The organism is Oceanobacillus polygoni, assembly GCF_008304605.1.
Classification (GTDB): Bacteria; Bacillota; Bacilli; order Bacillales; family Amphibacillaceae; genus Oceanobacillus; species Oceanobacillus polygoni.
The window spans coordinates 114,578-136,776 of record NZ_PIJY01000020.1; the positions used below are offsets into that span (position 1 = coordinate 114,578).

The 22,199-nt window shown below is 37.3% G+C and carries 22 protein-coding genes; 20 read left to right on the plus strand and 2 right to left on the minus strand.

Going from position 1 to position 22,199, the window contains the following annotated elements; genetic code table 11:
* The first annotated feature begins 9 nt into the window (after window positions 1-9).
* The 16 genes from spoIIIAF to spo0A all read left to right on the plus strand — a co-directional run bounded on the left by spoIIIAF (window position 10) and on the right by spo0A (window position 14,117).
* Window positions 10-642, plus strand: coding sequence for a stage III sporulation protein AF (spoIIIAF, locus tag F1560_RS07430; RefSeq protein ID WP_149474001.1), 633 nt, complete (start codon window positions 10-12; stop codon window positions 640-642).
* Window positions 639-1,265, plus strand: coding sequence for a stage III sporulation protein AG (gene spoIIIAG / locus F1560_RS07435; protein WP_149474002.1), 627 nt, complete (start codon window positions 639-641; stop codon window positions 1,263-1,265). Before spoIIIAF ends, spoIIIAG begins: the two co-directional genes overlap by 4 nt.
* An 11-nt stretch (window positions 1,266-1,276) precedes the next feature.
* Complete coding sequence (locus F1560_RS07440) at window positions 1,277-1,843, plus strand: SpoIIIAH-like family protein (protein ID WP_149474003.1); 567 nt, start codon at window positions 1,277-1,279, stop codon at window positions 1,841-1,843.
* A 390-nt stretch (window positions 1,844-2,233) separates the two neighbouring features.
* The gene (accB, locus tag F1560_RS07445) at window positions 2,234-2,719 is read left to right on the plus strand and encodes an acetyl-CoA carboxylase biotin carboxyl carrier protein (protein ID WP_149474004.1); all 486 of its coding nucleotides are present in this window, start codon (window positions 2,234-2,236) and stop codon (window positions 2,717-2,719) included.
* Window positions 2,720-2,732: 13 nt separating this feature from the next.
* The gene (gene accC, locus F1560_RS07450; protein WP_149474005.1) at window positions 2,733-4,091 is read left to right on the plus strand and encodes an acetyl-CoA carboxylase biotin carboxylase subunit; all 1,359 of its coding nucleotides are present in this window, start codon (window positions 2,733-2,735) and stop codon (window positions 4,089-4,091) included.
* A 24-nt stretch (window positions 4,092-4,115) separates the two neighbouring features.
* On the plus strand, window positions 4,116-4,511 hold the full coding sequence (locus F1560_RS07455; RefSeq protein WP_149474006.1) for an Asp23/Gls24 family envelope stress response protein: 396 nt from the start codon (window positions 4,116-4,118) through the stop codon (window positions 4,509-4,511).
* Between the two features lie 136 nt (window positions 4,512-4,647).
* On the plus strand, window positions 4,648-5,028 hold the full coding sequence (nusB, locus tag F1560_RS07460; protein WP_149474007.1) for a transcription antitermination factor NusB: 381 nt from the start codon (window positions 4,648-4,650) through the stop codon (window positions 5,026-5,028).
* A gap of 16 nt (window positions 5,029-5,044) precedes the next feature.
* Entirely contained in the window at window positions 5,045-5,905 is an 861-nt protein-coding gene (gene folD, locus F1560_RS07465) for a bifunctional methylenetetrahydrofolate dehydrogenase/methenyltetrahydrofolate cyclohydrolase FolD (protein ID WP_149474008.1), read from the plus strand.
* Window positions 5,895-7,250, plus strand: a complete 1,356-nt coding sequence (xseA, locus tag F1560_RS07470; RefSeq protein ID WP_149474009.1) for an exodeoxyribonuclease VII large subunit — start codon at window positions 5,895-5,897, stop codon at window positions 7,248-7,250. Before folD ends, xseA begins: the two co-directional genes overlap by 11 nt.
* Window positions 7,240-7,470 (plus strand): exodeoxyribonuclease VII small subunit, encoded by a 231-nt coding sequence (locus tag F1560_RS07475; RefSeq protein ID WP_149474010.1) that lies wholly within the window; start codon window positions 7,240-7,242, stop codon window positions 7,468-7,470. Before xseA ends, F1560_RS07475 begins: the two co-directional genes overlap by 11 nt.
* A 3-nt stretch (window positions 7,471-7,473) precedes the next feature.
* Window positions 7,474-8,358: a polyprenyl synthetase family protein gene (locus tag F1560_RS07480; protein WP_149474011.1), complete on the plus strand. Its 885-nt coding sequence runs from the start codon at window positions 7,474-7,476 to the stop codon at window positions 8,356-8,358.
* Window positions 8,359-8,456: 98 nt separating this feature from the next.
* A complete protein-coding gene (locus F1560_RS07485; RefSeq protein WP_149474012.1) occupies window positions 8,457-9,278 on the plus strand; it encodes a TlyA family RNA methyltransferase in 822 nt (273 codons plus the stop codon).
* 118 nt (window positions 9,279-9,396) lie between these two features.
* Window positions 9,397-9,846 (plus strand): transcriptional regulator AhrC/ArgR, encoded by a 450-nt coding sequence (ahrC, locus tag F1560_RS07490; protein ID WP_149474013.1) that lies wholly within the window; start codon window positions 9,397-9,399, stop codon window positions 9,844-9,846.
* Between the two features lie 66 nt (window positions 9,847-9,912).
* Window positions 9,913-11,613: a DNA repair protein RecN gene (gene recN / locus F1560_RS07495; protein ID WP_149474014.1), complete on the plus strand. Its 1,701-nt coding sequence runs from the start codon at window positions 9,913-9,915 to the stop codon at window positions 11,611-11,613.
* Window positions 11,614-11,831: 218 nt separating this feature from the next.
* A complete protein-coding gene (gene spoIVB / locus F1560_RS07500; protein ID WP_149474084.1) occupies window positions 11,832-13,088 on the plus strand; it encodes a SpoIVB peptidase in 1,257 nt (418 codons plus the stop codon).
* A gap of 249 nt (window positions 13,089-13,337) precedes the next feature.
* Entirely contained in the window at window positions 13,338-14,117 is a 780-nt protein-coding gene (spo0A, locus tag F1560_RS07505; protein ID WP_149474015.1) for a sporulation transcription factor Spo0A, read from the plus strand.
* 155 nt (window positions 14,118-14,272) lie between these two features.
* On the opposite strand, the gene F1560_RS07510 is transcribed toward spo0A, so the two are convergent.
* Window positions 14,273-15,619 (minus strand): aspartate kinase, encoded by a 1,347-nt coding sequence (locus tag F1560_RS07510; RefSeq protein WP_149474016.1) that lies wholly within the window; start codon window positions 15,617-15,619, stop codon window positions 14,273-14,275.
* A 109-nt stretch (window positions 15,620-15,728) separates the two neighbouring features.
* Window positions 15,729-15,971 carry a DUF2627 family protein gene (locus F1560_RS07515; RefSeq protein ID WP_149474017.1) on the minus strand — a complete coding sequence of 81 codons (243 nt, stop codon included), beginning with the start codon at window positions 15,969-15,971 and terminating at the stop codon, window positions 15,729-15,731.
* Between the two features lie 144 nt (window positions 15,972-16,115).
* On the opposite strand from F1560_RS07515, the gene F1560_RS07520 reads away from it, so the two are divergent.
* The 4 genes from F1560_RS07520 to lpdA all read left to right on the plus strand — a co-directional run bounded on the left by F1560_RS07520 (window position 16,116) and on the right by lpdA (window position 22,119).
* On the plus strand, window positions 16,116-18,167 hold the full coding sequence (locus F1560_RS07520) for a sigma-54 interaction domain-containing protein (RefSeq protein WP_149474018.1): 2,052 nt from the start codon (window positions 16,116-16,118) through the stop codon (window positions 18,165-18,167).
* 175 nt (window positions 18,168-18,342) lie between these two features.
* Window positions 18,343-19,437, plus strand: a complete 1,095-nt coding sequence (locus F1560_RS07525; protein ID WP_149474019.1) for a Leu/Phe/Val dehydrogenase — start codon at window positions 18,343-18,345, stop codon at window positions 19,435-19,437.
* Between the two features lie 159 nt (window positions 19,438-19,596).
* Window positions 19,597-20,682, plus strand: coding sequence for a butyrate kinase (gene buk, locus F1560_RS07530; RefSeq protein ID WP_149474020.1), 1,086 nt, complete (start codon window positions 19,597-19,599; stop codon window positions 20,680-20,682).
* Between the two features lie 15 nt (window positions 20,683-20,697).
* The gene (lpdA, locus tag F1560_RS07535; RefSeq protein ID WP_149474021.1) at window positions 20,698-22,119 is read left to right on the plus strand and encodes a dihydrolipoyl dehydrogenase; all 1,422 of its coding nucleotides are present in this window, start codon (window positions 20,698-20,700) and stop codon (window positions 22,117-22,119) included.
* Window positions 22,120-22,199 lie beyond the last annotated feature (80 nt).

Sequence of the window (22,199 nt, forward strand, 5' to 3'; positions counted from 1 at the left end):
TGATGTTCGATGGATGTAATTATACAATGGGTAACTCAGATTATTTTATTTATCATTCTTGCTGCAATCATTGATTTACTTATTCCAGTAGATTCGATGAAAAAGTATGTCAAGTTGGCAGTCGGACTCATATTAATTCTGATCCTTCTAAAGCCCGTATTCTACTTATTTGATGCAGATATTGAACAAGCTGTCGAAACGTCTATTGACCAGCTGGATCAAGCTTATCGGCAAGATGAAAATATAGAAAATCAAATAGAATTTCAAAAAAAAGAGATACAAAACAGTCAACATGCATATATTTTAGAACAAATGACTGTCCAACTGAAAAATATAGCTGAGGGCCCCTTGAAGGAGGAATTCCAAGTGGAGATTACGAGCATCGACTTTACATTTGAAGAAGAAGTGGAAAATCTATCCTTCGAGGATTTAGTAGAAGTCATTGTTTATATAAAGGAATTAGAGAACGAGGAGGGAGCGGTGGATACAGTTGAAGAAATAGTCATTGATTCTCAGCATAATGATCAAGAAAGTGTAGAGGAAAAAGAAGAAGTTGGAGCAGAAATTACAGCATCGCTAATGGATGTATGGGAGTTAACAGATAAGAAAGTATCTATTTATTGGGAGGGAGGGACATCATGAAATCGAACTTAGACAATTTCTTTCGACCAAAAAAAACGGAGGGAGACAAGCCTCCATCAAAGAAAGTTGGATATCTTATCATTTTAGGGTTGACAGGGGTATTCCTAATTATTGTCAGTAATATTTTTTCATCAGAGGACGAGCCTGACCTTGATATTCAGCCACAAGGAGAAACGGAGAACATAGCGAATGCCGATGATGCAGCAGAAATGTCTTCTTCCGATATAAGTCATGTGGAAGAACGTTTAGGACAAGAATTAGCTGCAATGCTTAATAAAATTCAACTTGTAACAGAAGCAGAGGTTATGGTTAATCTGAATGCTACGAGTGAACAAATTTATGAAAAAAATACTACGAAAGGTCAGCAGATTACCGATGAGTCTGATCGAAATGGCGGAACGAGGAAGATTGAAGACAATACAGAAGACAGTCAAGTGGTAACAATACGAAAAGGTGATCAAGAAATGCCATTATTAGTTCAAACAAAGCAACCTGAGGTGAGGGGGGTGTTTGTAGTAGCAAAAGGAGCTGATCAGCCCTCTGTCAAAAATCAAATTGTTGAAGCAGTTTCACGCGTTCTTGATGTTCCAACCCATAAAATTTCTGTGATGCCAAAAAACTAGGAGGAAATAGTATGTTAAAAAAACAAACGGTATGGCTCTTGACTATGTTAAGTTTAATGATTGTGCTAAGTGTCTATTATATGCTTTCCCCAAATGGTGATGATTTAGCATATATAGAAGATGGACAACCAGCTAGTGAGGAAGCTTCTACCACAACGGATGTTGGAAATATAGAAGGGACAGAAGATGCAGAGGTTGATGATATTACAAACCTTGGTCAAGATGAATTATTTGCAACAATTCGTATGGAAGTACAAGATGACCGTAGCAAGAGAATAAGTCGTCTTACAGATGTAGTTGCGTCAGCTAGCGCCAATGCAGAAGAAAAAGAGGAAGCACTTAATGAAATCGATGTATTAGAAAATCTAGATGCTAAAGAGGCTATACTTGAAGAACAAATTGTTGGTGCAACGGGCTATGAGGATGTTCTTGTCCGCACAGATTCAGAAAAGGTACATGTACATGTGAAGGTCGATGAATTGACAGCTACAGAAGTTGTAAACATTATGCAAATGGTACGTGATGAATTTGGAGAAGAAGTAAAGACAGAAGTAAACTTTCAACCAACAGGGAAATAAAAACAATCAGGAATTCACAACAGCAGAACCATTGAATTATTCTTTCATAACTCGTAAAATCCAGACGTAATCCTATGTCTGGATTTCTTTATTTTATTTATTAAATTTCAACTTTAAGTAATTCCCTTTTTATAATTATGTGCTTATCTCAGTCAACAATTGAAGTAGGGTTCGTAACTTTATCGCTTCTTTCAATTCGCATTGCTACAGCAATACTGCTATAATTAAACGTAGAGTAGCTATTAAAATGTACTTAAATATAACCAAGGCTTGATGTTTTACAATGTTTTATCGTAAAATGTTAGGAGGAATTATTAGTACCTAATATTAAATGCTTGATATTGTACAAATAATTAGCAAATGAACTTGAAAATAAGAGGAGTGCCAAACATGTTAAAAGTACAAGAAATTCGTGAGATTATTCAACTAATCGATCAATCTTCCATTACGGAATTTACTTATGAAGTAGAAGGTGCAAGTATATCTTTAAAGAAAGCAGGTAATGAGAACGTAGCTATCGTTTCCGATGCTGCTATCCAGCAAGCTAAACCTGTACAAGAAAAACCCCAAGCTCAAGTAGTAGAACAACCAGTGAATCCAGAAGTTCAACCAGCTGCTACAAACACAGCAAATTATGATCATGAAATTGTATCTCCAATGGTTGGAACGTTCTATGCTGCTTCTTCACCAGAAAGTGATCCATTTGCTACAAAAGGGAGTTCTGTAGAAGCAAATACGATCGTATGTATTGTAGAAGCAATGAAATTATTTAATGAGATTGAAGCGGAAATCTCCGGTGAAATCGTAGAAGTACTTGTTGAAAATGGTGAACTAGTTGAATACGGTCAACCATTATTCAGAGTAAAGAAGAAGTAAGGGGATGTCGCAATTGATTAAGAAGTTATTAATTGCTAACAGAGGAGAGATTGCAGTCCGCATTATCCGAGCTTGTAAAGAACTTGATATTGAAACGGTTGCTATATACTCTGAAGCAGATAAAGAATCATTACACGTTCAACTAGCAGATGAGGCTTATTGTGTTGGGCCGAAATTAAGCAAAGACAGCTATTTGAACTTCACAAATATTATAAGTGTCGCAACAATGACCAATGTAGACGCAATCCATCCTGGGTATGGATTTTTAGCTGAGAATGCTGATTTTGCTGAAATCTGCAGGGAGTGCAATATTATCTTTGTTGGACCATCTCCGGAAGCAATTCAAAAAATGGGAATAAAAGATGTTGCAAGAGAAACGATGAAGCGTGCGGATGTGCCAATCGTTCCTGGTTCGGATGGAATTATTGAAAATGAAGCACAAGCTAAAGAAATTGCAGCTGAAATTGGCTATCCAGTTATTATTAAAGCTACTGCAGGTGGTGGTGGTAAAGGTATCCGGGTTGCACGAACGGAAGAAGACCTTATAAAGGGTATTCAAGTAACACAAAAAGAAGCAGAAACGGCATTCGGAAACCCTGGTGTGTATATTGAGAAATTCATTGAAGATTTCCGCCATGTGGAAATCCAGGTTATAGCAGATACGTTTGGTAATACGGTGCATCTCGGTGAACGAGACTGTACGATTCAAAGAAGATTGCAGAAACTAATCGAAGAGACACCATCTCCAGCAATAACTCCAGATATAAGAGAGAGAATGGGGGCAGCATCGGTAAATGCAGCTAAAGCTGTTAACTATGTTGGTGCAGGTACGATTGAATTTATTTTTGATCGTACGAGTAAACAATTTTACTTTATGGAAATGAATACGCGTATTCAAGTAGAGCATCCAGTTACGGAAATGGTTACCGGCGTTGATTTAATTAAAGAACAAATTCGAATTGCAAACGGGGAAGAGCTATCGTTTGAACAAGCGGATATCGAATTTAACGGTTGGTCGATTGAATGTCGTATTAATGCAGAGAATCCATTTAAGAACTTCATGCCTTCAGCTGGGGAGATTAACATGTACTTACCACCTGGTGGACTAGGAGTTCGGATTGATTCTGCGGCTTATTCTGGATATAACATACCTCCATATTATGACTCCATGATCGCTAAATTGATTACGCATGCCCCAACAAGGGAAGAAGCAGTTAAGCGTATGAAGCGTGCATTGGATGAATTTGTAATCGAGGGTGTCCACACAACGATTCCGTTTCATCGTTTAATTATGAGCAATGATGTGTTTAAACACGGGGATTTCAATACGAACTTCCTAGAAGAACATCCTATACTTGAAAACGAAAAGTAATTATTTCTAATTAGGAGTGATAACATGAGTGAACAACCATTGTTAAATGTAAGTGACAATACTGCTTTGGGGAAAGTAGAAATTGCTCCTGAGGTTATAGAGGTTATTGCGGGAATTGCTGCTACAGAGGTAGATGGCGTCCATGCAATGCGAGGTAATTTTGCTACTGGTGTAGTTGAACGGTTTGGCAAAAAAGCGCACAATAAAGGGATTAAAGTGGAGCTGTTAGAGGATGGAGTTACCATTGATGTGTACGTTATATTAAACTTTGGTGTATCTATTCCGCAAGTTGCACAGAAGCTTCAAACCAATATTAGACAGACATTAACAAACATGACTGCACTCGAGCTAAAAGAGATTAATGTTCATGTAGTTGGTGTTCAAATGAGTGGCAGAGAAGAATTAGAAGCACAAGAATAATTGATAGCATGCACAGGCCTAGGCTACCAGGCCTGTGCTTTATTTATTCCATACATTCTAGCATTGACCAATCAATCATGTTATTATTTGTAAGAGATATAATAAATTGCGGACACATATAAAGGAGTTATGAACGATGAAACGACATACCGCTAGAGAAAAAGCGTTCCAATTGCTTTTTCAGTTAGATATAAATGACAATGATCCAAATCAAGCTATCGAGGAGTTTTTAGAAAGCGAAGAGCGTGATGCTTTTTTGAAAGCATTAGTAGAAGGCGTTACTGCGCAAAAATCTACTATTGATTCGATTATTTCAGAGAACCTTGAGAATTGGACATTGAATCGGGTTGCTTCTGTAGAGCGAACCATTTTACGAATTGCTACTTATGAACTGCGTTATATGGAAGATATACCAAACAATGTATCCATCAATGAAGCGGTAGAATTAGGTAATACATATGGTGATGATAAATCAGGTAAATTTATTAATGGTGTTTTATCAAAAATTGTAGGTTAAGAAAGGATGGGGAAGGATGACAGCAGAAATTATCAATGGGAAAGACTTATCAACAGAATTAAAGCTAGAAATGAAAGCAGAGGTAGAGGCTCTAAAGGAAAAAGGGTTGATACCTCATTTAACGGTTGTTTTAATTGGAAATAACCCTGCGTCTAAATCGTATGTAAAAGGAAAAGAGAAGGCTGCTGCCGAAACGGGCATCTCATCTTCCATAGTTGAATTGCCTGCATCGACTACGGAAACAGAATTGCTGCAATTGATTCAGGAGCTAAATGAAGATACCTCAGTCCATGGTATCCTTGTACAGCTTCCACTTCCAGAGCAAATTAGAGAAAAGAAAGTGATTGAAGCAATACACCCAGATAAGGATGTAGATGGCTTTCATCCAATTAACATTGGAAAAATGATGGCTGGTGAGGATACCTTTCTTCCGTGCACACCATACGGCATTATTACCATGTTAAAATCAAAAAATATTAAAATTGAAGGTAAGCATGCTGTTGTAATTGGACGTAGCAACATTGTAGGTAAACCGGTGGGACAACTTCTGCTCAATGAAAATGCAACAGTTACGTATTGCCATTCACGAACAAAAAATCTTCAAGAACTCGCAGCAAATGCAGATATTCTAATCGCCGCTATTGGAAGGGCGCATGCCATCACTGCTGACTACATTAAAGAGGGAGCAGTAGTCATTGATGTTGGGATTAACCGTTTAGAGAACGGTTCGTTAACTGGTGATGTGGATTTTGAAAGTGCAAAGGAAAAAGCATCCTATATCACTCCAGTTCCAAGAGGTGTTGGACCAATGACAATTACGATGTTATTAAAAAACACGATTAAAGCTGCAAAGGGACTGTCCAACATTGAAGGATAACTATTTGACAGTCACAGCACTGACAAAATATCTGAAGCGAAAAATGGATACGGACCCACATTTACGAAATATATGGTTGCGTGGTGAAATTTCTAATTTTAAGCATCATAGTCGTGGTCATATGTACATGACAATTAAAGATGATCAAGCTAAAATACAAGCTGTGATGTTCGCTGGTAATAATCGTAACATGAAGTTCCAGCCAGAAAATGGAATGAACGTTCTGATTAAAGGGGAGCTCAGTGTATATGAAGCATACGGACAATATCAGCTTTACATCGGGCAAATGGAGCCCGATGGTATTGGAGCACTTTATTTAGCGTTCGAACAATTGAAAGAAAAACTACATAAAGAAGGTCTTTTTGATCCGATTCATAAAAAACAAGTACCATCCTTTCCAGAGCATATCGGTGTTATTACATCACCAACAGGTGCTGCGGTAAGAGATATTATAACGACCGTTAAACGTCGATATCCACGCTGCGCAATTACTGTACTTCCAGTGCTTGTACAAGGTCCAAGCGCAGCAACTTCAATTAAAAATGCGATTGAAACGGCAAACGAAAAAGGTCATTTTGATACATTGATTGTTGGCAGGGGTGGTGGCTCGATTGAGGAGTTATGGAGCTTCAATGAAGAAATCGTAGTACGTGCGATCTTTGCATCGAAAATACCAATTATTTCTGCCGTAGGACATGAAACAGATACTACAATAAGTGATTTTGTTTCAGACTTACGTGCTCCAACACCAACAGGTGCTGCCGAGCTTGCAGTTCCATCGCAAGCGGAACTAATGGAACGGATCAATACCCTTCGAAAAATCTTAATAAGAGACATGCAACGAGATATTGTTAATCATCAACAATATCTTGCAAGAATTTTACAATCCTATGCTTTTCGTTATCCAGAACAACTGATTAAACAAAAGGAACAGGAATTGGATAATCAGCTAGAGCAGTTACAGCGTACAATAAAAAAGCAAAGTAAAGAGCAAGACCAAGCATTTCGTTATCTTTTTAAAAGACTGCATACACAGCACCCCCAAAAGCAACTGGCGGAGGCTAAATCTAGCTTGGACAAAGCTTTAAAACAGCAACACTATTTTATGGCACAAACGATCAAACAACATGAAATAAAATTGATAAATACAATCGAAAAATTATCCTTAGTTAACCCATTGGAAATATTGAAGCGTGGATTTGCTTTACCGTACACAACAAATGGCGAAATGATTAAATCTGTCAATCGCGTTCGGGAGAATGACAACATTATGGTTCGCCTGCAGGACGGTCAGTTAAATTGTAAAGTAATAGAGGTTGAGGAGGGATCTACAGATGAAAAATGAAGAAATATCTTTTGAAGAAGCGATGGATAAGCTCGAAGCAATTGTGTCGAAGCTAGAAGAGGGAGATGTCCCTCTAGAAAAAGCGATCAATTATTATCAGGATGGTATGAATTTATCTAAAATATGTGGCGATAAGTTAAAGCAGGTTCAGGAAAAGATGACACAAATAATGAATGAACAAGGTGAATTGGAGCCGTTCGATCTACAGGAGGAAGAATAACAAGTGAATGCGAACCTTTCGGAGTATATAACGAAGTATAAAGACATGATCCAAGATGAATTTAATCGTTACTTACGTAGTCTAAACACGCATCCGCGATTAAAAGAATCCATGTTATATTCCTTAGAAGCTGGCGGTAAAAGATTACGTCCCATTCTTATGCTTGCCAGTTATGAGGCTTATGGACAACAAATAGAGAAAGTGCTATCTACAGCAACTGCATTGGAAATGATTCATACGTATTCGTTGATTCATGATGACCTTCCAGCAATGGATGATGATGATTTCAGACGCGGTAAACCAACGAATCATAAGGTATTCGATGAGGCAACCGCGATTCTAGCTGGCGATGCATTATTAACCTACAGCTTTGAGATTATTGCAAATGATTCACTACTTACAGCCGAAGAAAAGGTTAGTCTAATCCAAATGCTAGCAGTATGTAGTGGTCCAGCAGGGATGGTAGGTGGACAAATTCTTGACATGGGAGCAGAAGGGCGTCCTATTTCTCTGGAGGAAATGGAACGAATTCATGCATTGAAAACTGGTGAACTCGTTCGATCTGCTATTCTAGCTGGAGCAATGTTAGGTAAAGCAACTGATGAACAGCTGGAGCATCTAACAACATTCGCTTATTATCTCGGGCTTATTTTTCAAGTTCAAGACGATATTCTAGATGTGACGGGTGATGAGGAAAAACTCGGGAAGCCAGTTGGAAGTGATGAGGATAATCAAAAGAGTACGTATCCTAAATTACTTGGTATTGATGGTGCAATGAAACAAAAAGAAGTTTATGTTGAAAAAGCAAAAGATGCATTAGAAAAAGCTGGAGCAGTGAATTCAGTTTTGATGGATCTAACGGATTATTTCAGTAATAGAGATCATTAAGTCAACCATAGAAGGACGCTACGAATTTATTCGTCGTCCTCTATTTAAATGCTAAATAATGAATGAAACAAAATAGTTACTAGTAAAGGATTTTAGAAATGGCTAAAAAAAGGCTGGATGAATTATTAGTTGAAAAAGAACTAATTGAAAACTTGGACAAATCCAAGCGTGTGATCATGGCTGGACAGGTTTTTTCAGAGCAACATCGTCTGGACAAGCCAGGCATGAAGGTTGATATCAATATCCCCTTGACTGTCAAAGGAAAAGCGCTACCTTACGTCGGTCGCGGGGGATTGAAGTTAGAAAAAGCATTAAGCTATTTTTCAATAGACGCAAACGATCGTATTTTTATTGATATTGGTTCCTCTACTGGCGGCTTTACCGATTGTGCTCTGCAAAAGGGAGCGAGGTTAAGCTATGCTATTGATGTCGGTTATAATCAACTTGACTGGAAGCTAAGAAGCGATAAACGTGTTGTGGTCATGGAGCGAACGAATTTTCGCCATGTAACTGCAGATATGTTGAAAAATGGTACACCTAACCTAGCATCGATTGATGTGTCATTTATTTCCTTAAGGCTGATTTTTCCTGTTCTTAGCGGGTTGTTAGCGGAAAACAGTGATGTTATTGCATTAATAAAACCACAATTTGAAGCGAAAAAAGAACAAGTAGGGAAAAAAGGAATCGTTCGTGATCCTCTGGTGCATCGGGAAGTTTTAACACAAATAATCAACTTTGCTAAGAATGAAGGATACCAAGCACTTAACTTGACCTATTCGCCAATTACTGGTGGAGAAGGGAATATTGAATTCTTGGCCCATTTCGGTTGGAAGAAGGAGACCGAAACTGAAAATTACGCACCAATCTCAATTGACAAAACAGTAGAAAATGCGCACCAAATCCTGTATCCTAACAATTGATAAAATGAAGGAAAAGAAAACTAATCAATTTTTCGCAGCATAAATTGACAAATGTATCATTGGTTAAAGAATTCGATTCGTAGGAATACAGAGTTACGTAAAAAGGAGGTGCTGTACGATGAGTAAAGTTCAACGACATATTAAGATACGAGAACTTATTACGGAGAATGAAATTGATACACAGGATGAGTTGGTAGCACAATTAAAAGCAGCGGGATACAATGTTACGCAAGCAACGGTTTCAAGAGACATTAAGGAACTGCATCTTGTAAAAGTTCCAACTGCGAGCAATCGATACAAATACAGTTTGCCTGCGGACCAACGATTCAATCCACTAGAAAAACTGAAACGTTTAATTATCGATGCATTTGTAAAAATAGAGCATGCTAGTCATTTTATTGTTCTCCGTACATTACCAGGAAATGCACATGCTGTCGGTGTTCTTATTGACAATTTGGACTGGGAAGAAATAATGGGGACAATTTGCGGAGATGATACATGCTTAATTATTTGTAGAACACCAGAACAGGCGGAAGAAATAAAAGACCGATTTATTGATATGCTTTAATGGCGACTTTTATTTCAATGAAATTAATAAAGAGAGAATATTTTCCGATATTGGGGGCAATGAACCATGCTTACAGAGCTATCTATTCGTGATTTTGCAATCATCGAACAAATTTCCATAACGTTTAATGAAGGTCTTACCGTATTGACTGGTGAAACTGGTGCAGGAAAATCGATAATAATAGATGCTATCCAGTTATTAGCAGGCGGACGTGGTTCTGTAGAATATGTAAGGCATCAAGCCAAAAAAGCTGAAATTGAAGGTTTATTTACAGTTGAAGATAAATCCCATCCAATATATGCTGTTGGAAATCAATATGGAATTGAAATATCTGATAGTCAAGTGGTATTGCAACGCGTTATTACAGAGTCTGGAAAAAGTATTTGTCGTGTAAATAGCAAGTTAGTCACACTCGCAATACTACGCGAGTTTGGAAAAACGCTAATCGATATCCATAGTCAACATGAAACACAATCATTAATGGATGCAGAGAACCATTTGGATTTTTTAGATTTATATGAACCGCTCTTGATAGCAAAAGCAAAAGAAGCATATTCGGAGCATTATGATAAGTTAGTTCGTTTAAAAAATAGATATAAAAAATTAAATGATAATGAGCAAGAAACAGCTCACCGTTTGGATTTATTAGAATTTCAGATGAAAGAGCTTGAACAGGCAGAGCTTAGTCCAGACGAGGATATTCATCTGGAAGAAGAAAGAAAGTCACTCGCAAATTATGAGCGAATTCACACTGCATTACATGATGCTTATCGCGCGTTATACGGTGAACAGAGAGGACTAGACTGGCTCAATCAAGTACAGCTTAGTATGCAGGAAAATAGTAAATATGATGACTTTATCGCGGAGAAATCAGAGGAGTTTTCCAATCATTACTTTGCATTGGAAGAGCTGACGTATGAACTGCGCAATCATATTGATACACTTCAATTTGATCCAGAGCGATTAAATGAAATCGAATCAAGATTAGATGAAATAAATAGACTCAAACGGAAATATGGCAATACGGTAAATGAAATTATAAAATATATGGCAACAATAGAAGAAGAAATAGAACAAATAACAAACAAGGATTCTCACCTCAGCGTTTTGCTTGAACAGATTGAAGGTACCGAAAAAGATGCAATGCTTGAGGCTCAACATCTCCATGAGATTAGAAAAAAAGCTGCTGATTGTTTAACAAAAGATATCCATGCAGAAATGAAAGGACTTTACCTAGAAAAAGCTACATTTGCAATTGCTTTTGATGATGCAAGTACTACAAAGGTTAAACTTCACAAAAATGGATTTGATCGTGTTCGCTTCCTCATTTCAACCAATCGTGGTGAACCATTAAAGGACTTAACGAAGGTAGCTTCTGGTGGAGAGCTTTCTCGTATTATGCTTGCATTAAAGAACATATTCTCCAAGCACCAAGGAGTTACAAGTGTTATTTTTGATGAAGTAGATACTGGAGTAAGTGGTCGGGTTGCACAGGCAATCGCTGAAAAAATTTATCAAATCTCAAATAATTCTCAGGTTCTATGCATTACACATCTTCCGCAGGTAGCAGCTATGGCAGATACACATAAATTTATTGCGAAAAAGGAAAAAGCTAATCGAACAGCAACGAACGTTAAGGAACTATCTGCAACAGAACAAATCGAGGAATTAAGCCGTATGATTACTGGAACGAAATTAACTGAAACTGCGAAAGATCATGCAAAAGAAATGCTTGAGCTCGCATCTGCATTTAAATCAAAATTATAAGGATAAAATTCTTGAAAAACCGGAAAATAAAAGAAACCGGTTTTTTTGTTTGCCTTTTTTAGCAATAATAACAAGTCGGGTTTTAAATATCCCCTTTGAAAAGACACTTATACATGATTTCCCTTTTTAGTAATAGGTAATGATACACATTTCTCTTAGGTTTCACCAGTTTAAAAAGCACGCTTACAGCTCAAATTAGGATTACGAACCAAGATTTGATGTGGGTTGGGAGGAGGAGAGTGACACGATTGAAAAATAATCAAACCCAGTTCTGGCTATGCAATATTCTTTTGGTTGTACTCACTGTTTTTTCTATTTTTGTTCCAGGTCAAAAGAATGCAGAAGAGCAGAACGCAGTTGCAGCATTTAATCAACAAGAAACAATCGGACTTTCTAAAACAGAAAAAAACTCCCTTACGTATAGTTCTCCAATTCGTCCAGAGTTGTTACAAACAGCGGCTTTATCAACAAAACAGGTAAATAGTTCCGCTCTAAATGATATTCAAGTATACCCTGGTGGGCAATCGATTGGTGTAAAGCTACAAACGCTTGGTGTACTTGTAGTTGGTCACCATCTCGTGAAAGGTCATGATGGTACCACATCTCCTGGAGAGGATGCAGAAATAAATGTTGGAGATGTCATATTGAAAATTAACGGAGAGCCGATTAAGGAAATGAGTGACATAAAATCGTATGTAGAAAATGCCGGAAAAAGTGAAAAAAGCCTTGAAATAACGCTTAAACGTGGCAAAGAAACAATGGATACTTCTTTACAGCCGGTTTTAGATAATCAAGACAATCAATACAAAATTGGATTGTACATTCGCGACTCAGCAGCAGGAATTGGTACGATGTCATTTTATGATCCAATATCTAAAAAATATGGTGCACTTGGACATATTATATCGGATATGGATACAAAAAAACCAATTGAGATCGATAATGGTACCATTGTAAATTCCTCCGTTACTTCCATTGAAAAAGGAAATAACGGGATTCCGGGAGAAAAACAAGCTAAATTCTCAGCAGAACACGATCGAATAGGAACCATTACAAAAAATTCCCCATACGGTATTTTTGGGGTTTTAGATGAAGTAATTACACACGAAAAGTATAACAAGCCATTACCAGTAGCATCTTCTAATGAAGTTAAAGAAGGACCAGCAAAAATCCTTACCGTAGTTAAAGATGAGAAAATAGAGGAATTCGATATCGAGATTGTTAGCAGTGTTCCTCAGAAGTTTCCAGCAACGAAAGGAATGGTCATACAAATTACGGATCCCAAACTATTGAAAAGTACCGGTGGGATAGTACAAGGTATGAGTGGTAGTCCAATTATCCAAAACGATAAAATCATTGGCGCTGTAACACATGTTTTTGTAAATGACCCAACATCGGGATATGGCGTTCATATCGAATGGATGTTACAAGATGCAGGTATTATTGAGGCGAAACCAAAAGAAAAAGCAGCATAAAAAAAGCTTGTGATGGGATATTCCATTACAAGCTTTTTTATATTATACTAAAGTTATTATTAGTTAATATTTTTCGACAAATTAGCAATAAAATGTCATTTTAGATCGAATCTTATCGTATTTTTGAGTAAAATAAAGATAATTATAGATAAATTAAAAAAAGTTAAAGTTTTTCAAATAAAAAGAGGATATTTCAACTTTTTGTAGAATATGTAAAAGAGGATAATAGAAATAAGGAGGAACATTAATTTGGATAAAATTTCAGTGTGTTTAGTTGATGACAACAGAGAGCTCATTCAGTTGATGGAGGACTATTTTGACGAACAAGATGATATTGAAGTTATTGGAACTGCATATAATGGCAGAGATTGTATCGCGATGATGGAGAATTTGGAACCTGATGTACTCATATTGGATATCATTATGCCGCATATCGACGGGTTAGCGGTACTAAATACATTAAGAACGATGGAGCTAGGAAATCGGCCAAATGTTATTATGCTTACAGCTTTTGGACAGGAAGAAGTAATGAAAAAAGCAGTTGATTTAGGGGCCTCCTATTTTATTTTAAAGCCTTTTGATATGGATAATTTAGCAGATCAAATTCGTCAAGTTCAAGGAAATTCACCATTAAGCCTTGCAACGAATAAACCGACAAAAAGAGATCGAAAAAAACAGGATTTAGAAGCTAATATTACGAACATTATTCATGAAATTGGTGTACCAGCACATATTAAAGGATATATGTACTTAAGGGAAGCAATTACGATGGTGTATAATGATATCGAGTTACTAGGTTCTATCACAAAAGTATTATATCCTGACATTGCGAAGAAGTTCAACACGACGGCATCACGGGTAGAACGAGCAATTCGCCATGCAATCGAAGTAGCATGGAGTAGAGGGAATATCGATTCCATTTCGGCCTTATTCGGATATACCATTAATATTTCAAAAGCAAAGCCTACGAATTCAGAGTTCATCGCGATGGTTGCTGACCGTTTACGTTTGGAGAATAAAGTGAGTTAAAGGGCTGGGAAAGTGTTGTTGATAGGCTGGTTCAATAATACATATCTATTTATTGTAAGCCAGTAATCGACCATTCTTTTGGCTGCAAAGAAAATAACTTTTATGTAAAAAGAAAGAATAATACCGCATTCACTGCAGTATTATTCTTTCTTTTACTATTCAAAAAATGTTTGATAGAGCGAACGAATGGCAGCATCAATATCGGTATCTTTGATCCCGAACATCATCGACACTTCTGATGAGCCTTGGTTTATCATTTCAATATTCACATTAGCCTTAGAGAATGCAGAAGCAGCTTTTCCAGCCACGCCTACCGTGTTTACGAGACCTTCTCCAACGACCATAATCACTGCCAAATCTCTATGTATGCTTACTGTATCTACTTTTAATTCGTTTTTGATCCGCTCAACAACAATTTTCTCTTTATCTTTTGTAAATTTATTCACTCTAAATATAACCGACATGTCATCGATGCCCGATGGAGCATGCTCAAAGGAAATTCCTTCGTCCTCAAAAATATTAAGTAATCTACGTCCAAAACCTACTTCACGGTTCATTAAATACTTACTTACGTATAAACTACAGAAGCCTGTATCACTGGCAATTCCAACGACACATTTTTCACTTGTCTCTTTTTCAGCAACAATAAATGTTCCAGGGGCATCTGGATTATTTGTATTTTTAATACAAACCGGAATTTTTTCACGAAATGCCGGAATTAATGCCTCATCGTGGAATACGGAAAATCCAGCATAGGATAATTCACGCATTTCTTTATAAGTAAGTGTCGTAATTTCTTTTGGATTGTCGACGATATTAGGATTAACAGAATAGACGGAATCAACATCCGTGAAATTTTCATAAAGTGCTGCTTTCACTCCTGCTGCAACGATGGAACCGGTAATATCTGATCCCCCTCTAGAGAAGGTTACTAAATTCCCAGTCTTTGAATAGCCGAAGAATCCTGGTATAACTAATATGCCATTTTTTTCCCGCAGCTTATAGAGAAGTTCAAAGCTTTCCGGTAAAATCTGTGCATTCCCTGGTTCATCGCTAACCAATATACCTGCATCCTTTGGATTCAAATATTGAGCTGGAATATTATTTTGATTGAGATAGGCGCTTAATATTTTCGCGGAACTATCTTCACCAATTGCCTTAATCGCATCCATTTTACTTTCAAGCGTGCCTTCTACCCTTAGAGCTGCATTTATATTATTTTCGATTTCACCTATTAATGATGAGTCAAGCCCCAAATCATTAATAATTTCTTTGAACCGTGCTAATACAGCTACTAGAAAATCATTATAACTTTGTTGGTTATGATAAGCAGTACCAAGTTGAATTAACATATCAGTCACTTTTGTATCATCTTTAAACCTTTTCCCCGGTGCTGATACGACAATAAATTTTCGCTTGGGATCACTTTTAATAATATCCCCAACTTTTCGTAATTGTTCGGCATTTGCAACGGAACTACCGCCGAATTTTGCTACATTCATGATCGGATCCCCCTAAACAGAAACTTAATTTTCTTACTAATATACCATACTTATTCGTTAAAATCGTGTAAATATATAAAAAAAAGACGGAATTTCTCCATCTTTTTTTCTAAAGCGCTTTATTTTTATCTTTCTGTTTAATCTTTTGTCTTTTTCTATCTCGATAGATGATAAATCCTCCCAAAAAAAGCAGACCAAAAATAAAGAGGAGAAGTCCAATTGTAAATTGTATCCCAGGATAGAAGAAGTAGGAATAGAAATCGTCAAATATTGTATCGCGCATTAATTTAATTCCAATTGCTGCAATTACACCAGGTATAAAAAGTAACAGTAATGCAAAAAATCGACTCATGTATGTTCCCCTTCAATTCTTTCTATATATTAGATATTACTAAGTATAACAAAAGCAGACAAAAATAGAAATTATTCAAGATTTGCCAAAAGATGCAGGCTAACGTATGATATACATATGCAAAATAATGCAAGGTGGGATGGCATGAAACGTGTGTTAATTGTTGGGGCTGGTAAAGGGGGAAGCGCACTCTTCCATTTACTTCATGCAACAGAGTCGATGGAAATCGTTGCAGTTGTTGATATTAACGAAGATGCAAATGGTTTAAAATTAGCACGTCAAGCAAACATTCCTGTAAGTATGGACTGGGAGTTATGGATACATAATGATATTGACATCATCATTGAAGCAACTGGTGATGAACAAATTCTTGAACAAATAATTGAAATGAGACCGAGAAGAACTGTTGTAATCCCAGGATCTGTTGCTTATATCATATCTGAACTGCTCTATGAAAAAGAAGCGTTAATGGATAAGGTGAAGTACCAATCCAAAAACCAAGAGCTCATCCTAAATCATATACATGATGGTATGATCGTCATTAACAAGCAAGAGGACATCCAGTTTATCAATAGAAGTGCTGAAAAGATAATTGGGAAATCAAGAAAACAGTATATTGGGACTCATATCAAAGAGCTCATTACAGAATCAAGACTACCTCACGTCTTGCAAACACAACGTAAAGAAGTGAACCAAAAACTTACATTACCAAATGGGAAAAAGATTATCACAACACGGATTCCCATTATAAATGAAACAGGTGAACTAATCGGAGCTTTTGCAGTATTTAAAGATATTACAGAAGTCATGAAACTAGCCGAGGAAAATACGGACTTAAACGAGATCAAAACGATGCTAGAAGCAATTATCAAATCATCCGATGAAGCAATTAGTGTCGTTGACGAGAATGGAAATGGTCTTATTATTAACCCTGCGTATACACGAATTACAGGGTTGAAGGAAAAAGATGTAATCGGAAAGCCTGCAACGGTTGATATTTCCGAGGGTGAAAGTATGCATTTGAAAGTACTTCAAACGCGTAGGGCTGTACGAGGTGTGCATATGAAAGTAGGACCAAGCAAGAAGGAAGTCCTCGTGAATGTCGCACCGATTATCGTGAATGGAGTTATTAAAGGCAGTGTAGGTGTCTTGCATGATGTATCAGAAATACAAGCATTAACAAAGGAATTAAAGCATGCAAGGCAAATTATTCGAAACTTGGAAGCTCGCTATACATTTGATGATATTATTGGAAGCTCACCCGAAATGAAGCTTGCTCTTGAGCAAGCGAAGGTTGGAGCGAAAACGCCTGCAATTGTCCTGTTAAGAGGCGATTCAGGTACTGGTAAAGAATTATTTGCCCATGCAATTCATAATGAGAGTGATCGAAAACATAATAAGTTTATCCGAGTAAATTGTGCAGCTATCGCAGAGTCACTTCTGGAAAGTGAATTATTTGGTTATGAAGAAGGAGCCTTCACAGGCGCAATCAAAGGCGGGAAAAAGGGGCTCTTTGAAGAAGCAAATCATGGAAGTGTTTTTCTCGATGAAATCGGGGAATTATCGTTGTCCATGCAGGCTAAGCTCTTGCGTGTATTACAAGAAAATGAAATTGTTCGAGTCGGCGGAACAAAGCCGATTTCAATTGATGTACGAGTAATCACTGCAACGAATGTGAACCTTGAAAAAGCAATCATGATTAATACATTTCGAGAAGATCTGTATTATCGACTAAATCGGCTTCCTATCTTTATCCCTTCTGTTAAGGAAAGACTTAGTGATTTACCAGATCTTATCCAGCATATTATTCAGAAAATAAATCAAGACTATGGTCGTAATGTACAATCTATATCAACAGAGGCACTGAATAAATTAAAGCAATATCATTGGCCTGGGAATGTACGCGAGTTAGAAAATGTTATTGGCCGTGCGATGATATTTATGGACATGAATGAAGAGATAATTGATAAGAAGTACATACCGGCATTACAAGCTTTGTCTATACCGGTAAAATCATCTGTACATGAAAGAATTGAAGATGAAAGTACTTTACAGGAAGCAATTAATCACTTTGAAAAAGCATATATTTCCAAAGTCTATGAACAGAATCAATGCAATAAAACAAAAACAGCCAAGGCATTAAATGTATCGATTCGAAATTTATATTATAAGATGAAGAAATATAACCTAGAATGAATAATTGAGCATGCAATATTTTGCAGGGTTAAAAAAGTTGCAGACTTACATTTGTTGGTTTGAAAGCTTTTTTATGAAGTGATAATTGGCATGGTTTTTGCTAAATATTAGTGATGAAATAATAGAAACAATTAACGAGTTAGCGCTTAATTTAGATAATGTAGGAGGAATTCACATGGAGATCTTTACTTATTTAGAAGAATACGATTATGAGCAATTGGTTTTTTGTCACGATAAAAATTCAGGATTGAAAGCTATTATTGCTATTCACGATACGACATTAGGTCCTGCATTGGGTGGAACAAGAATGTGGAAATACAATTCTGAAGACGAAGCGGTTGAAGATGCGCTTCGTTTAGCAAGAGGAATGACCTATAAAAATGCTGCAGCAGGACTTGATCTAGGAGGAGGAAAAACAGTTATTATCGGTGATCCACGAACAGACAAAAACCCAGAAATGTTCCGAGCTTTCGGTCGTTATATACAAGGATTAAATGGACGATATATAACTGCTGAGGATGTAGGGACTACTGTACAAGATATGGATCTCATTCATTTAGAAACCGATTTTGTGACTGGAACTTCATCCTACTCAGGTGCATCAGGAAACCCATCACCTGTTACTGCTTATGGTGTTTATAAAGGAATCAAAGCATCAGCAAAAGAAGCATTTGGAGATGAATCGTTAGAAGGTAAAACAATTGCTGTACAAGGTATTGGAAATGTTGCCTACGCGCTCTGTGAGTATTTGCATAAGGACGGCGCACAGCTAGTTGTAACAGATATTAATAAAGAGGCAGTAAATCGAGCGGTTGAGGCCTTTGGAGCTAAAGCTGTGGATCCTAATGATATTTATGATGTTGCATGTGATATTTACACACCTTGTGCGTTAGGAGCAACAATTAACGACGATACAATTCCAAGATTAAAAGCGAAAGTAATTGCTGGCTCTGCAAATAATCAACTAAAATCGACGGAACATGGCGACCTCATTCATGAAAAAGGCATTGTCTATGCTCCAGACTACGTAATCAATGCTGGTGGTGTAATCAATGTAGCCGATGAACTCATGGGTTATAATGCGGAACGTGCAATGAAAAGAGTAGAGACCATTTATGATAATCTCGAGCGTGTGTTTGAAATTTCGAAGCGTGACAATATCCCTACCTATTTGGCAGCTGATCGTATGGCAGAGGAAAGAATTGAATCGTTCCAAAATTCCAGGAGTCAATTTTTAAGGAATGGACATCACATATTAAGTAGAAGATAAGTGCTTTAATTGTTCGTTAAAAAATTAAAATCAATTCTTGAAAAAACATGTAGAAAAAGAAATGTACTCCAACATCTAAGGGGGTTCTAAGAAAACAAAGGAATACTTCTAAGAATCCCTTTAACGAACGCTACATTTTTTAAAATGAGGTGACCGGTTTTGCAAGAGACGTATCGAATATTAGTTGTAAATCCTGGAACCACGTCAACTAAAGTAGGGGTCTTCGATAACGAAATATGCATAGTAGAGAAAACCATCGTACATGAACAGGCGGAATTAGAAGCTCATTATCGCGTTACGGGTCAATCGAAGCTTCGTACGCAGGATATTCTCGAACAGCTAAACTATGTAGGTATAAACATTTCTAGAATCGATGCAGTATGTGGGCGTGGTGGCCTTCTAAGACCAATTGAAGGTGGTACGTATCAAGTAAATGCAGCCATGTTATACGACTTAAAAACTGGTTATAACGGTGAGCACCCATCAAACCTAGGGGGAATAATTGCTTTTGAGATTGCATCCGGGTTAAATATTGATGCCTATATTGTTGACCCTGTCGTTGTCGATGAACTTGATGATGTTGCAAGATACTCCGGTATTCCAGAAATTCCAAGGAAAAGTATCTTTCATGCATTGAATCATAAGGCAGCGGCAAGAAAAGCTGCTACAAGTATAGATTTGAAGTATGAGGATATCAATTTAATTGTTGCTCATGTCGGAGAAGGGATTACCATTGGAGCACATCGTAAGGGTATGGTTATCGATGTGAACAATGGACTAGATGGAGAAGGTCCTTTTTCTTGGAATCGAGCAGGTAGTACCCCGGTAGGTGGCTTAGTTGAGCTCTGTTTTTCCGGAACATACAACTACGAAACGATGAAGAAAAAAATAGTTGGTCAAGGTGGCCTAATGGCTCATCTAGAAACGAAGGATATCCGAGAAGTAGAACATAGAATTGAACAAGGTGAAATAAAAGCAATAGAGGTATTTGAAGCAATGGCATATCAGATTGCCAAAGAAATTGGAGCGATGAGTACGGTTTTGCGCGGAGAAGTTCATGCTATTATATTCACCGGGAAGCATGCTTATCGAGAAACCTTTATCGAATCAATTACAAAAAGAGTCAATTGGATTGCAGATACAATTATAATCCCGGGCGAAAATGAATTACAGGCATTAAATGAAGGTGTGTTACGTGTACTAAGAGAAGAAGAACAACTCAAGATCTATACGAAGCCTGAGTAAAGGAGTGATTTTAAAATGACAAAAGAATATGATTTAGTTGTTTTGGGTGGTGGAACAGGAGGTTATGTTGCAGCAATTAGAGCCTCGCAGCTTGGAATGCAAGTAGCAATTGTTGAAAAGGGTGAGCTTGGCGGCACGTGTCTTCACCGAGGTTGTATTCCTTCCAAAGCATTATTACGCAGTGCAGAAGTATATAAACAAACACTTGAAGCAAGTCTGTTTGGCGTAGAAACTGAACATACAGCGTTAAATTTTATAAAAGTACAGGAAAGAAAGCAGTCTATTGTTGACACATTGCATCAAGGCGTACAAGGTTTAATGAAAAAGGGAAAAATCGATGTTATTACTGGATTCGGACGTATACTTGGACCAAGCATTTTTTCACCAATGCCAGGCACCATCTCTATTGAGCATGAAAGTGGTGAAGAAAACACAATGATCGTTCCGAAAAACGTATTAATTGCTACAGGTTCGAAGCCTAAGACATTACCAGGCCTTACAATTGATGGTCATTTCGTTATGAGCTCAGATGAAGCACTGCAAATGGAAAGCTTACCAGAATCTATTCTTATTGTAGGTGCAGGTGTGATTGGTATTGAATGGGCATCGATGCTCTCAGATTTTGGTGTTCAGGTTACGGTAATTGAGTATCTGAATCAAATTCTACCAACAGAGGACGAAGCAATAGCAAAAGAGGCTGAACGACTTCTTACGAAAAAAGGCATTACGTTTCTTAAAGGGGCAAACATACTAACAGAGACTTTACATACCGATCAAGGCGTTTCTATCGATGTAGAAATAGACAATAACAAACAGTCACTCCAAGCTGATAAGATGCTTGTCTCGGTTGGAAGAGAAGCCAATACGACAAATATAGGAATTGAAAATACAGATATTATGCTCGACAATGGCTTTATTCAAACGAATGATTACTTCCAAACAAAAGAATCACATATTTATGCTATTGGCGATGTTATCGGAGGGATGCAACTCGCACATGTTGCTTCTCGTGAAGGAATTGTCGCTATTGAACACATGGCAGGAAAGCAAACATACCCACTTAACTATAGAAATATTCCGACTTGTGTTTATTCAAGTCCGGAAATTGCAAGTGTTGGACTAACTGAAAGAGTAGCAAAAGAAAATGGGTATGATGTTAAAATCGGGAAATTCCCATTCAAGGCAATTGGAAAGGCGTTAGTATTTGGAGAATCAGACGGATTCGTGAAAATTGTCGCTGATAAAAAGTCAGATGACATTTTAGGAATTCATATGATTGGTCCTCATGTTACAGATTTAATTTCAGAGGCTGGTCTTGCTAAAGTCCTGGACGCTACACCATGGGAATTATCTCAAGCGGTTCATCCGCATCCAGCATTATCAGAAATTATTGGTGAAGCAGCACTTGCTGTAGAAGGTGAACAGATTCACGGGTAACAAGAACCTAGTTCTCGATTTATGAGTAGCGAGAATTTAATCAACATACATCCTGTAAGTTTGACTGTTAATAGCAGAAT

Coding starts and splice junctions, on each gene's coding strand:
- spoIIIAF (WP_149474001.1), top strand. CDS start 10: ATGGATGTAATTATACAATGGGTAACTCAGATTATTTTATTTATCATT.
- spoIIIAG (WP_149474002.1), top strand. CDS start 639: ATGAAATCGAACTTAGACAATTTCTTTCGACCAAAAAAAACGGAGGGA.
- F1560_RS07440 (WP_149474003.1), top strand. CDS start 1,277: ATGTTAAAAAAACAAACGGTATGGCTCTTGACTATGTTAAGTTTAATG.
- accB (WP_149474004.1), top strand. CDS start 2,234: ATGTTAAAAGTACAAGAAATTCGTGAGATTATTCAACTAATCGATCAA.
- F1560_RS07455 (WP_149474006.1), top strand. CDS start 4,116: ATGAGTGAACAACCATTGTTAAATGTAAGTGACAATACTGCTTTGGGG.
- nusB (WP_149474007.1), top strand. CDS start 4,648: ATGAAACGACATACCGCTAGAGAAAAAGCGTTCCAATTGCTTTTTCAG.
- folD (WP_149474008.1), top strand. CDS start 5,045: ATGACAGCAGAAATTATCAATGGGAAAGACTTATCAACAGAATTAAAG.
- F1560_RS07475 (WP_149474010.1), top strand. CDS start 7,240: ATGAAAAATGAAGAAATATCTTTTGAAGAAGCGATGGATAAGCTCGAA.
- F1560_RS07485 (WP_149474012.1), top strand. CDS start 8,457: ATGGCTAAAAAAAGGCTGGATGAATTATTAGTTGAAAAAGAACTAATT.
- ahrC (WP_149474013.1), top strand. CDS start 9,397: ATGAGTAAAGTTCAACGACATATTAAGATACGAGAACTTATTACGGAG.
- recN (WP_149474014.1), top strand. CDS start 9,913: ATGCTTACAGAGCTATCTATTCGTGATTTTGCAATCATCGAACAAATT.
- spoIVB (WP_149474084.1), top strand. CDS start 11,832: ATGTGGGTTGGGAGGAGGAGAGTGACACGATTGAAAAATAATCAAACC.
- F1560_RS07510 (WP_149474016.1), bottom strand. CDS start 15,619: ATGAATGTAGCAAAATTCGGCGGTAGTTCCGTTGCAAATGCCGAACAA.
- F1560_RS07515 (WP_149474017.1), bottom strand. CDS start 15,971: ATGAGTCGATTTTTTGCATTACTGTTACTTTTTATACCTGGTGTAATT.
- F1560_RS07520 (WP_149474018.1), top strand. CDS start 16,116: ATGAAACGTGTGTTAATTGTTGGGGCTGGTAAAGGGGGAAGCGCACTC.
- F1560_RS07525 (WP_149474019.1), top strand. CDS start 18,343: ATGGAGATCTTTACTTATTTAGAAGAATACGATTATGAGCAATTGGTT.
- lpdA (WP_149474021.1), top strand. CDS start 20,698: ATGACAAAAGAATATGATTTAGTTGTTTTGGGTGGTGGAACAGGAGGT.